The organism is Actinomadura sp. GC306, from assembly GCF_004348665.1.
Classification (GTDB): domain Bacteria; phylum Actinomycetota; class Actinomycetes; order Streptosporangiales; family Streptosporangiaceae; genus Spirillospora.
Window position 1 is genome coordinate 1 of record NZ_SMKM01000214.1, and the last position, 11,814, is coordinate 11,814.

The window sequence follows — 11,814 nt, forward strand, 5'->3', positions numbered from 1 at the left end:
GTGCTGTCCTGGGCGGTGGCGGGCGGGCGCCGGCTCGGCGTCGCCGCGGCGCTGGCGCTGGCCGCCGCGAACCTGCTGGTGCACGCCGTCGCGGGGACGGCCGGCGGGATGGGGGCGGCGACGTTCAACGGGATCGTGCTGCTGTTCCTCGCGGGCCTCGTCGTCGGGCACGTCGTCCGGCTGGCGCTGGAGGCGGAGGCGCGGCTGGCGCGGGCCGTGGAGCTGGAGTCGGCCACCCGCGAGCGGGAGCGGCTGGCCCGCCGCATCCACGACTCGGTGCTGCAGGTGCTGGCCATGGTGCAGCGCCGCGGCGGCGAGCTGGGCGGCGAGGCGGCGGAGCTGGGCCGGCTCGCAGGAGAGCAGGAGGCGGCGCTGCGCTCGCTCATCGGCACCCGCCCGGCCGTGCCCGCCGCCGGGTCCGGCGCCGGGGCGGGGGTCGACCTCCGCCCGCTGCTGACCGGCCACGCGTCCCCGTCGGTGACGGTGTCGACGCCCGCGACGGAGGTGCGGCTGCCCGCGCACGCCGCCGGGGAGGTCGAGGCGGCGGTCGCGGCGGCGCTGGACAACGTCCGGCGGCACGGCGGCCCCGGCGCCCGCGCGTGGGTGCTGCTGGAGGACGGCCCCGGGGAGATCACCGTCAGCGTCCGCGACGACGGGCCCGGGATGCCCGCCGGGCGGCTGGCGGAGGCCGCGGCGGCGGGCCGCCTCGGCATCGCGCAGTCCATCCGCGGCCGGGTCGCCGACCTCGGCGGCGAGGTCGCGATCTGGACGGCCGAGGGCGAGGGCACGGAGATCGAGCTGACCGTCCCGCGCTGAGCGGGCGGCGCGGCCGGATGTCGGCTTAGGGTGGGCCCGTGAGTGACGTGCCCTTGAGGATCATGGTCGTGGACGACCACCCGATGTGGCGGGAGGCGGTCGCCCGCGACCTCGCCGAGGCGGGCCATGACGTGGTCGCGACCGCCGGCGAGGGGCGCGCCGCCGTCCGCGTCGCCGCCGCCGCGCGGCCGCAGGTCGCCGTGGTGGACCTCCAGCTCCCCGACATCGGCGGGGTCGAGGTGACCCGCCTGCTCACCGCCGCCGACCCGCCCGTGCGCGTCCTGGTGCTGTCGGCGAGCGGCGAGCAGCAGGACGTCCTGGAGGCGGTGAAGGCGGGCGCCACCGGCTACCTGCTCAAGTCCGCGGCGCGTGAGGAGTTCCTGGACGCCGTCCGGCGCACCGGCGAGGGCGACGCCGTGTTCACCCCCGGCCTCGCCGGGCTGGTGCTCGGCGAGTACCGCAGGCTCGCCGCCGCCCCCGCCCGCGCGGACGACGACGCGCCGCGGCTGACCGAGCGCGAGACGGAGGTCCTGCGGCTCGTCGCCAAGGGGCTGACGTACAAGCAGATCGCGCAGCGGCTCGTCCTGTCCCACCGGACGGTGCAGAACCACGTGCAGAACACCCTTGGCAAGCTCCAGCTCCACAACCGCGTGGAACTCGTCCGCTACGCCATCGAGAAGGGCCTCGACCAGGAGGGCTAGCGCGCCGGGCCGCGGCGGCGACGTGCGGTGCACGCCCGCGAGCGGCTATGGTCTAGACCACTGGCGCCACGCCGCACCGGCCGGTGAATACGCCGGCCGGCGGGGAACGGGTGTCTAGGCTGGCCATGTGAATCGAGGGAGGAGCCCGGTGGCGGGAGAAGGAGACGGCATGCGCGTCGGAGTACTGACCGGAGGCGGTGACTGCCCCGGCCTGAACGCGGTGATCCGCGCCGTCGTGCGCAAGGGCGTCCAGGTCTTCGGCTATGAGTTCGTGGGCTTCCGGGCCGGCTGGCGCGGGCCCCTCGAAGGCGACACCGTGGCCCTCGACGTCCAGGCGGTGCGGGGCATCCTGCCGCGCGGCGGGACGATCCTCGGCTCGTCCCGGACGAACCCGATCAAGGTCGACGGCGGTGTCGAGCGGATCAAGGACAACCTCGCCGGCCTCGGCGTGGACGCGCTGATCGCCATCGGCGGCGAGGACACCCTCGGCGTCGCACGGGAGCTGTACGCCAACGGCGTCAACGTCGTCGGCGTCCCGAAGACGATCGACAACGACCTCAACGCGACCGACTACACCTTCGGCTTCGACACCGCGGTGAACATCGGCATGGAGGCCGTCGACCGGCTGCACACCACCGCCGAGAGCCACCACCGCGCGCTGATCTGCGAGGTCATGGGCCGGCACGCGGGGTGGATCGCGCTGCACGTCGGCATGGCCGCCGGCGCCAACGTCATCCTGATCCCCGAGCGGCCGTTCGACATCGACAAGGTCGTCGGGTACGTCGAGTCCCGCTTCAAGACCCGCTACGCGCCGATCATCGTCGTCGCCGAGGGCGCCCACCCCGCCGAGGGGCAGATGCAGCTCCAGACGGGGGAGAAGGACGCGTTCGGCCACGTCCGGCTCGGCGGCATCGGCCAGGCCCTCGCCGACGAGATCGAGAAGCGGACCGGCAAGGAGGCCCGCGCCGCGGTGCTCGGCCACATACAGCGCGGCGGCACCCCCACGGCGTTCGACCGCGTCCTCGCGACCCGCTTCGGCCTGCAGGCGATCGACGCCGTCCACGACGGCGACTACGGCAAGATGGTCGCGCTGCAGGGCACCGACATCGTCCGGGTCGGGCTCGACGAGGCGACCAAGGAGCTGAAGACCGTCCCGCTGGAGCGCTACGCCGAGGCCGAGGTCTTCTTCGGCTGACGGGTCCTCCCGGCGGGAACAGCGAATCCGGGTCGCGGCGTTGGCTTCTCTGAGCGACACTGAGTAGTCCCCTTCAGACCCGTTCCCGCCGGGAGGAACCCCCATCATGACCACGCTCGACGCCGCACCGGCGGACGTCCGGGAGCAGCCGCTCGACGGAGAGCCGTGCGTGCTGCTGAAACTGGGCGAGGTCGTCCTCAAGGGCAAGAACCGCGAGCAGTTCGAGCGGCGGCTCGCCGACAACGTCCGCACCGCCGTCCGGCCCATCGCCCGCGTGGACGTCATCCGCCGCCACGGCGTCTTCATCGTCCGTAAGCACGACGCCGACCAGGCGACGATGGACCGCATCGCCCAGCGCATCACCGACGTCATGGGCATCGTGTGGGCGCACCGCGCCTGGCGCGTCGGCAAGGACGTCGCCAGCGTCGAGCGCGCCGCGCTGGAGCTGATGGACGGGCGGACCGGCACGTTCGCCGTCCGGTCCCGCCGCCGCGACAAGCGGTTCCCGATGACCTCCACCGAGCTCGACCGGCACATCGGCACCCTCGTCACCGCCCGCTACGGGCAGCCCGTCCGGCTCAAGGACCCCGAGCACACGCTGTCGATCGAGGTCGACCGCGACGAGGTGTTCGTGTACTCCGGCGGCCTGCCCGGCCAGGGCGGCCTGCCCGTCGGCATGAGCGGCCGCGCCCTCGTGCTGATGTCGGGCGGCATCGACTCGCCCGTCGCCGCGTACCGGATGATGCGCCGCGGCCTGCGCGTCGACTACCTGCACTTCTCCGGCATGCCGTTCACCGGCCCCGAGTCGATCTACAAGGCGTACGCGCTGGTCCGCGAGCTGGACAAGTTCCAGGGCGGCTCGCGCCTGTTCGTCATCCCGTTCGGCAAGGCCCAGCAGCAGATCAAGACGTCGGGCGCCGACCGCCTCGCGGTGGTCGCCCAGCGCCGGCTGATGCTGCGCACCGGCCAGCTTCTCGCCCGCCGGCTCCGCGGCAGCGCCCTGATCACCGGCGACGCGCTCGGCCAGGTCTCCAGCCAGACCCTGACCAACATCACCGCCCTGGACGACGCCGTCGACCTGCCGATCCTGCGCCCCCTCGTCGGCATGGACAAGGTCGAGATCATGGACCAGGCCCGCCGCATCCGCACCCTGACGATCTCCGAACTCCCCGACGAGGACTGCTGCACCGTCCTGGCCCCCCGCCGGGCCGAGACGAAGGCGAAGATCGACGACCTGCGCCAGATAGAGAAGCGCCTGGACGCCGGCGAACTGGCCGACCAACTGGCGGCCTCCGCCCAAGAACACCGCCCGGTCTACGGCGACCCGACTCCCTAGCCCAGGGGGGCGGGCCCTGGGCTATACAGCGTCGAAGTCCGTGGGGCGGGGTGGTTCTGGGCCTATGGGGCTCATCAGGGTGATTCGTTCTACGCGGACTATGCGGAAGCGGCGGCCGGCCACGGCTATGCCGTTGCGGCGGGCGTCCTCCTCCATGAGGTCCGCGGCCTCGGCGAACTGGGCCAGATCGGCGCCGGCGGGGTCCTCCACGGCGGGGACCACGTGGCGGAAGTAGGTGACGAGGGAGTCGCGGGCCTGGCGCGGGGTGTCGTGGAGGCGGCCGACGGGGCGCCAGCGCCGTTCGCTGCGTTCGGCGACCGTGAAGGCGGGCGCCAGCGCGACAGGGGTGAGGAACGCGCCGGACGGCTCGCTGCCCTCCGCCGCGGCCGCGTCGAGGACCTGGCACAGCAGTTCGGCGGTGGCCAGGTCGGAGGCGGGGCCGTCCTCGGGCAGGAGCTCGAAGCGGGCGCCGGGATCGGTGTCCAGGTCGGTGGGGCGGGGCGGCTCGGGCCCGTCGGGGCCGGTGCGGACGAGCTGCTGGACGCGGACGATGCGGAGCCGTCGTCCGCCGGCCGTCACCTCGTCGGCGGTGCCGTTCTGCAATGCCTGTGCGGCGGTCAGCAGATCGCGCGCCGGGGCGCCGCGGCCGGCGGCCACGGCGAGGTCTGCCAGGTGCCCGGCGAGGAGCTCGCGGGCGCCCTGCGGCAGCGGGTCGCACGGGCACACGACCCGCCAGCCGCCGGAGACCCGCTCGGCCGCGGTGAACAGGGCGCCGACGGCCACCAGCTCCGGGTAGGCCGCGAGGGCGCGGGACGCGTCCGCCTGCAGGACCGCGGCGACCGGGTCGACGCCGTCGAGGTCTCTCGGGAAGAGCCGCCCGCCGGCGTCGCCATCGCCCGTTGTCATGCGGACATCATCCTCGCCGCGCCCGCCGCGGCCAATGGTCCAGACCACTTTGTTACCGCGCTGTTCGTGTTCGCCGTCTCCGCAGTGGTCCGCGCGCCGGGGCGACGAGGACGACGAGGCTCGCGGCGAGCAGCGCCAGCCCGGCCGCCGCGGGCCCGCCGAGCTCCTCGTCCAGCAGGACGGTCCCGAGCACGGCGGCCACGGCCGGTTCCGCGAGCGTCAGCGTCGTCGCCGTCGTGGCGGGCGTGCCGCGCAGGCCCCGGGCGAACAGCAGGTAGCCGACCCCGGTGGTGACCACGCCGAGGTAGAGCGCGATCAGGGCGCCGGAGCCGGTGAGCAGCCACCCGGTGGGCGCGGCGAGCAGCACCGGCGCCAGTGGCACGGCCGCCGCGCCGAACAGCGCCCCGGCGACCGCCCGGTCGTCCTCGCCGCGGGTGATGAGCACGGACGCCGCCGTCGCGTAACCCGCGTACGCCAGCCCGGCGAGCAGCGCCAGCGCGATACCGGCCGGCGCCGCGCCCGCGCCGTCGCGTCCGCCGCCGATGAGCAGGGCGCAGCCCGTGACGGCACCGGCGGTCGCCAGCGCCCAGCGCCCGGTGAGGACGGTCCGCCGCGCCGCCAGCCCGATCAGGCCGGTGAACACGGGCGCGCTGCCGATCGTGACGATCGTGCCGACCGCCACGCCCGTGCGGTCCGCGGCGGCGAAGAACGCGGTCTGGTACACGGCGATCGCGCCGGCGCCCAGGCCGAGGAGCGGCAGGTTGCGGCGGCGGGCCACCAGGCGGCGCAGGTCCGCGCGGCGCGTCGCCGCGGCGACGGCGAGCAGCGTCAGCCCGCCGATGACGATGCGGATCGCGGCGATGGAGAAGGGGGACGAGCCGTCCGCGAACGCTTGGACGGTCCCGGTCGTCCCCCAGAGGGACGCCGCCGCGAGGATGCCCGCGCTCCCGGCGCGGGCGCGCGTGTCGTGTCCGGACGCACGCCGGACGGAGGTTCGCTGTGCCACGAGAGGGTGCTCCTGAGCTCGAATCGGGAGAACGAAGATCCGGATTCGGGACGCAGGAACGCACGGCCCCGGCACGTGAGGTGCCGGGCCGTGTCACGACTCTTCGGCGGTGCGGTCGCCGCGCCCCGTCAGGAGCGCGGCGGCCCGCAGTCGGGGGCCCAGTACGCCATGGCCCCGACGATACCCGTCAGGCGGGGACGGTGTCGGTGTCGGCGGCCCGGGTCAGCGACCGCCCGACGATGGGCGGCAGGTCGCGGACGAGCTTGGCCAGCTCGCGCAGGTCGCCGTCCACGAGGGCCTGCGGGCCGTCGCACAGCGCGGTCTCCGGGTGCGGGTGCACGTCGATGATCACGCCGTCGGCGCCGATCGCGATCGCGGCGCGGGTCAGCGGCAGGACGAGGTCGCGGCTGCCGCCCGAGTGCGACGGGTCCACGATGACCGGCAGGTGCGACAGGCGCTGCGCCACCGGCACCGCGGAGATGTCGAGGGTGTTGCGGGTGGCCTTCTCGAACGTGCGGATGCCGCGCTCGCACAGCACGATGTCGAGGTTGCCGCGCTGGGCGATGTACTCGGCGGCCATCAGCCACTCCTCGATCGTCCCGTTCATGCCGCGCTTGAGCATCACGGGCTTGCCGGAGTCGCCCGCGGCCTGCAGCAGGGAGAAGTTCTGCGCGTTGCGGGTGCCGATCTGCAGCATGTCCGCGTAGGAGGCGACGAGCTCGACGTCGCCGGCGTCCACCACCTCGGTCACGACCGGCATGCCGGTCTCCTCCCGCACGTCCGCGAGGATGCGCAGGCCCGCCTCGCCGAGGCCCTGGAACGCGTACGGGGAGGTCCGCGGCTTGAACGCGCCGCCGCGCAGCAGCGTCGCGCCCGCGGCCTGCGCCATCTGCGCGGCGCCGAGGGTCTGCTCGGGGGTCTCCACCGCGCACGGGCCGGCGATCAGCGTCATGGTGCCGGGGCCGACCGGCACCCCGCCGACCCGGACGATCGAGCGCTCGGCGTGGTTCTCGCGGCTCACCAGCTTGTAGGGCGCCGAGATGCGGATGACGTCGCTGACGCCCCGCATGCCGCGCAGGTTGAGCGAGCCGAACTGCTGGACGTCGCCGACCAGCCCGACGATGGTCCGCTCCACGCCGCGGCTGACGAAGGCGTCACCCCCCGCCGTCTCGACAAGTGAGACGACGGCGTTGACGTCCGCTTCGTTGGCCTCCGGGGCCATGACGACGACCATTGGTGTACTGCCTCTCCGTTACGCCCGGGATCCCGGTGACCCGCGGCCAACCCCTCGAACGGCGAGAAGCCCCGGGCCGACCGGCCCGGGGCTTCTCGTCTCGTGGTCTGTCAGCGCAACGTCCGGCAGACCAGCCGCCCGGGCTGGTCGAACCAAAAGAAATAGACGACGTTGCGCACGTGCTCAGATTAGCCGACTTTCCCGGTGCCCCGCGCACGCGACCCCGAATATGGCTCAGCTCACCCCGGATGGCAGGATGGCGGCGTCATGTCCCACCCCGATCAGTCCGCACCGCCGCCGCGCGAGCTGCCCCCCGGCCAGTACGTCCCCCGGGGCTGGCCCGTCCTGCACTACGGCCCCGTGCCGAAGTTCCGTCCCGAGGACTGGGACTTCCGCGTCTTCGGCGCGACCGCCTCGGGCGAGCAGTACGGCTGGACCTGGGACGAGTTCGAGGCGCTGCCGAGGAGCCGCGCCGTCGCCGACTTCCACTGCGTCACGAAGTTCACCATCCCGGACAACGAGTGGGAGGGCGTCCCCGGCTCCGCCATCGCGGAGCTGGCGCCGCCCGCGCCGGACGCCACGCACGTGATGGTCTGGGCGGAGTACGGCTACAGCGCCAACATCCGGATGAGCGACTTCCTCGCCGAGACGACGATGTTCGCCACCCACCGGGACGGGGAGCGGCTCACCCCCGACCACGGCTTCCCGCTCCGCATCGTGGTCCCGCACCTGTACGCGTGGAAGAGCGTCAAGTGGGTCCGGGGCGTGGAATACCTCGTGCAGGACCGCCGCGGCTTCTGGGAGGAGCGCGGCTACCACAACGTCGCCGACCCCTGGCGGGAGCAGCGGTACTCCTACCAGGAGGACGAGGGCGAGGCCCCGCCGCTGTGAGGGCGGCCGGGCCGTAGCACGGGCAGGGTGGCCGTGTCCGGCCGCGGGGCTTCGTAAATGGACAACATGCGGGTCGGCGGACGCGACAGGCATTACCGTAAGTCGTCATGTTCCTACCCTCCGTCGCGGATGCGGTGGTGTGCGCCGCGGCCGGCGCCACCGCGGGCGCCTGGGCACTGCGCCGCCGGCCGTCCGCCCTCCGGCGCCCGCCCGCGGACCCGGCCGAGAAGGCGGCCGAGAAGGCGGCGTTCGCGGCCCTGCACGGGGGCGTGGGCGCGTCTTCGCCGCTGCGCGCCGGGCTGTCCGAGGAGGCCGCGCGCAAGGCCGCCCGGAGGCTCCGGCCGCTGCTGGCCGCGGAGGCCGTCGCGCTCGTCGGGGTCCTCCCGGAGGACGGCGGCGAAGGCGGCGAGGCGCCGCGGCTGCTGGCCTGGGAGGGGGAGGGACAGGACGCCCACGCGGCGGACGCCGTCCGGCACGCCTTGCCTGTGCTCGCCTCCGGACGGCCCCGGGTGCCGGCGCCCGAGTCGATCGGCTGCGCCGACGCGTCCTGCGGCGTCCAGGCGGCGATGGTGGCCCCGCTGTCGATCGAGGGACGCGTCGCGGGGACGCTCGCGGCGTACTGGCGGCACCCGTCCGCGGCCCGGATCCGCGCCGCCGGAGACGTCGCCCGCCTCGTCACCGGCCAGCTCGAGCTCGCCGGGCTCGACGCCGTGCGCGTCAGCCTGGCCGAGGCCGAGATGCGGGCCCTGCGGGCGCAGATCTCGCCCCATTTCGTCTACAACTCGCTGACCACGATCGCCTCGTTCGTCCGGACCGATCCCGACCGCGCCCGCGAACTCCTGCTGGACTTCGCCGATTTCGCCCGCTACTCGTTCCGCAACCAGCGCGACTTCACCACCCTCGCCGACGAGCTGCGCTCCATCGACCGGTACCTGCTGCTGGAGCGGGCCAGGTTCGGGGACCGGCTCCACTGCGAGGTCGAGGTCGCCCCCGAGGTCCTGCCGGTCGCGGTGCCGTTCCTGGCGCTGCAGCCGCTCGTCGAGAACGCCGTCCGGCACGGCATGGCCGGGACGGGGGCCGGGCGGCCGTGCCACATCTCGATCACGGCGCGCGACTTCGGGGCGGAGGCGGCGATCAGCGTCGAGGACGACGGCGTCGGCATGGACCCCGAACGCCTGGCGGAGATCCTCTCCGCACCCGTGGGGCGGCCCGGCCCGACCGGATGGGGCAGCGTGGCGCCGTGCCCCCGCCGGGAGGGCGCCGGGATCGGGCTCGCCAACGTCGACGAACGGATGCGCCAGTTCTACGGAGAGGAGTACGGCCTGACCGTCGAAACCGCACTCGGCGCCGGAACGAAGGTGAACCTGCGCGTGCCGAAATACCGCCCGGGGCTATTTTCGGACTGACCGTTGCCCCATGGACAGGACACTCACTTTGCGGAACCGATTGCGGACAGACGGTAATCGCGGCAAAGTCGCCTCATGCTCCACGTCCTGGCCGTCGACGACGAACGCCCCGCCCTGGAGGAGCTGGCCTATCTGCTCCGCAGGGATTCGCGGATCCGGCAGGTCAGCTGCGCGGACGACGCCTCGTCCGCGCTGCGCGACCTGAGCCGGATGCTCGTCGAGGGCGAACGCCTCGACGCCGTTTTCCTCGACGTCCGCATGCCCGGCCTCGACGGGCTCGACTTCACCCGCCTGCTGACCGCCTTCGCCGAGCCCCCGCACGTCGTCTTCGTGACCGCCCACGACGACTGCGCCGTCATCGCCTACGAGCTCGGCGCCCTCGACTACCTGCTGAAGCCGGTGCGCCCGGAGCGGCTCGCCGAGTCGGTCCGCCGGGTCGCCGTGGCCGCCGAGCGGGCCGGCCCGCCCGAGGACGCCCGCGACCCCGAGGACGAGATGATCCCCGTCGAGCTCGGCGGCCGCACCCGGCTCGTGTCCCGCCGGTCGGTCACCCACGTCGAGGCGAAAGGCGACTACGTGCGGCTGCACACCCCCGAGGGCGGCTACCTCGTCCGGATGCCGCTGTCGGCGCTGACCAAGCGCTGGGAGGCCGCCGGGTTCATCCGCATCCACCGCAGCACCCTCGTCGCGTCCGCACACGTCACCGAACTCCGCTTCGACGGCGGCCGCGCAGCCGTCCAGATCGGGGACGAACTGCTCCAGGTCAGCCGCCGCCACACCCGCGAGGTCCGCGACCGCCTGGTCCGCAAGTTCCACCGCCCAGAAGAAGCCACCCCGCCTACCGAGAACACCCCCAACAACAACTAACCCTCCGGACGCGGCGAGCAGTGCCCCCCTTATCTCCCTCCACTCCGCGCCCACCCCCGCAAACCATCGCGGCCGTCCGAAGGTGCCGGGGGTAGTCCTCCTACTGCGCCTCGACCTCGTCGGCGGCGTCGGCCGACGCCTCCCCGCCCTCGGACGGGGCGGAACCGTTCAGCCGCTCGCGCAGCGCCTCGCACGCCCGGACCACGGCGGTGCCCCGCCTGGCCGTCCCGCTCGACTCCGCCCGCGACGGACGCAGCGGGGCAGGAGCCGTCGCCCACCTCCATGCGCGCTCGGTCCCGGCCGGCCTTGAGCGTCTCGGCGGTGAGGACGGCGAGCGCGGTGCTCTCGGCTCTCACCCGGCCGTCACGTCGTCGTCCGAGCGTGTGCGCGCTGGCTCGGCGCTCGTCGGTGTTCTACGAAGGGAAGGTCGCCGGCCGTGAATCATCGACGACCGTTCGGCGTGCGTTGTGGACCGTTCCCGAGTGCCGCTCGTCCCGCGAAGGCGACCGCTCATCGCGCGAACACGCTACGTATATCTTTGGCTACGTACCGTTTACCGAACTCAGCGTTTCACGGGTGTCGCTCTGTGGCATCACACCCCTAGTGTTCTCAGTGGCACCACACGCCACACCGCCGCGGAGGGCGGGCGGACCGCACACCGCGAACCTCCCACATGTGCACACCAGGAGATCCGGCGAAACGCCGGATCACGCCGCTGGATCCCGTACCGGGGGGGTGGGATCCCGCGGCCTGCGGCTCGGGCGTCGCTGAACAGTCGGGGGGTTGTTCAGCGACGCCCGAGTCTTGTTTATTGCATTGCCCTTGGCGGTCAGGCGCTGGGGCGCCTTCCCTTCGGCGGGCAATGCGTGCGATCGCTGCATCGCTCCGGCTCGCCCTGGGGGCTCGCTGCGCGATCAGGTTCCTCGCAGGCTCGGAACCTGCCTTCGGACGCGATCGCGACGGTTCAGGTTGTCGCGTGGTTGCGGGTGGTGGTTGGTGTGGTTGCGTCCGCAGGGAATCGTTGTACTCGCCTGGCTCGCCTTGCGGCTCGCGCGTTCAGGTTCTTTGCGGGCTTGGCGCCTGCTTTCGGACGCGATCGCGACGGTTCAGGTTGTCGCGTGGTTGCGGGTGGTGGTTGGTGTGGTTGCGTCCGCAGGGAATCGTTGTACTCGCCTGGCTCGCCTGGCTCGCCTTGCGGCTCGCGCGTTCAGGTTCTTTGCGGGCTTGGCGCCTGCTTTCGGACGCGATCGCGACGGTTCAGCTTGTCGCGTGGTTGCGGTGGTGGCTGGTGTGGTTGCGTCCGCAGGGAACCGTGTACTCGCGTTGCTTGCTGCGGGGGCGTCGGTGTTTTGGCTGCTACGTCTTCGGCGTTGGGTGCTGGCCTTGCCTTTGGTGGGCAGTGCGGGTGGTCGCCCGGGGGCTCGTCCTCACGCGTGGTGGGCTGGGGCGGGGTGCC

10 protein-coding genes are annotated in these 11,814 nt (G+C 73.4%); 7 read left to right on the forward strand and 3 right to left on the reverse strand.

Annotated features, from left to right (window positions below; translation table 11 throughout):
• From E1200_RS24645 to thiI, 4 genes are all read left to right on the forward strand, one after another.
• On the forward strand, window positions 1-816 hold an 816-nt coding region (locus E1200_RS24645; RefSeq protein ID WP_131954456.1), incomplete at its 5' end, for an ATP-binding protein.
• Between the two features lie 38 nt (window positions 817-854).
• The gene (locus E1200_RS24650; protein WP_243708816.1) at window positions 855-1,517 is read left to right on the forward strand and encodes a response regulator transcription factor; all 663 of its coding nucleotides are present in this window, start codon (window positions 855-857) and stop codon (window positions 1,515-1,517) included.
• Window positions 1,518-1,686: 169 nt separating this feature from the next.
• The gene (locus E1200_RS24655; RefSeq protein WP_131954457.1) at window positions 1,687-2,712 is read left to right on the forward strand and encodes a 6-phosphofructokinase; all 1,026 of its coding nucleotides are present in this window, start codon (window positions 1,687-1,689) and stop codon (window positions 2,710-2,712) included.
• 106 nt (window positions 2,713-2,818) lie between these two features.
• Window positions 2,819-4,048: a tRNA uracil 4-sulfurtransferase ThiI gene (gene thiI / locus E1200_RS24660; RefSeq protein WP_131954458.1), complete on the forward strand. Its 1,230-nt coding sequence runs from the start codon at window positions 2,819-2,821 to the stop codon at window positions 4,046-4,048.
• A 21-nt stretch (window positions 4,049-4,069) separates the two neighbouring features.
• Here thiI and E1200_RS24665 read toward each other — a convergent pair whose 3' ends face one another.
• From E1200_RS24665 to aroF, 3 genes are all read right to left on the reverse strand, one after another.
• Window positions 4,070-4,954, reverse strand: coding sequence for a DUF5954 family protein (locus tag E1200_RS24665; protein WP_131954459.1), 885 nt, complete (start codon window positions 4,952-4,954; stop codon window positions 4,070-4,072).
• A gap of 52 nt (window positions 4,955-5,006) precedes the next feature.
• Window positions 5,007-5,960 (reverse strand): EamA family transporter, encoded by a 954-nt coding sequence (locus tag E1200_RS24670; RefSeq protein WP_131954460.1) that lies wholly within the window; start codon window positions 5,958-5,960, stop codon window positions 5,007-5,009.
• A 187-nt stretch (window positions 5,961-6,147) separates the two neighbouring features.
• A complete protein-coding gene (gene aroF / locus E1200_RS24675) occupies window positions 6,148-7,194 on the reverse strand; it encodes a 3-deoxy-7-phosphoheptulonate synthase (protein ID WP_131954461.1) in 1,047 nt (348 codons plus the stop codon).
• Between the two features lie 267 nt (window positions 7,195-7,461).
• On the opposite strand from aroF, the gene E1200_RS24680 reads away from it, so the two are divergent.
• The 3 genes from E1200_RS24680 to E1200_RS24690 all read left to right on the forward strand — a co-directional run bounded on the left by E1200_RS24680 (window position 7,462) and on the right by E1200_RS24690 (window position 10,358).
• Entirely contained in the window at window positions 7,462-8,085 is a 624-nt protein-coding gene (locus tag E1200_RS24680) for a sulfite oxidase-like oxidoreductase (RefSeq protein ID WP_131954462.1), read from the forward strand.
• A gap of 107 nt (window positions 8,086-8,192) precedes the next feature.
• Window positions 8,193-9,491 carry a histidine kinase gene (locus E1200_RS24685; protein ID WP_131954463.1) on the forward strand — a complete coding sequence of 433 codons (1,299 nt, stop codon included), beginning with the start codon at window positions 8,193-8,195 and terminating at the stop codon, window positions 9,489-9,491.
• Window positions 9,492-9,566: 75 nt separating this feature from the next.
• The gene (locus E1200_RS24690; protein ID WP_131954464.1) at window positions 9,567-10,358 is read left to right on the forward strand and encodes a LytTR family DNA-binding domain-containing protein; all 792 of its coding nucleotides are present in this window, start codon (window positions 9,567-9,569) and stop codon (window positions 10,356-10,358) included.
• Window positions 10,359-11,814: the final 1,456 nt, after the last annotated feature.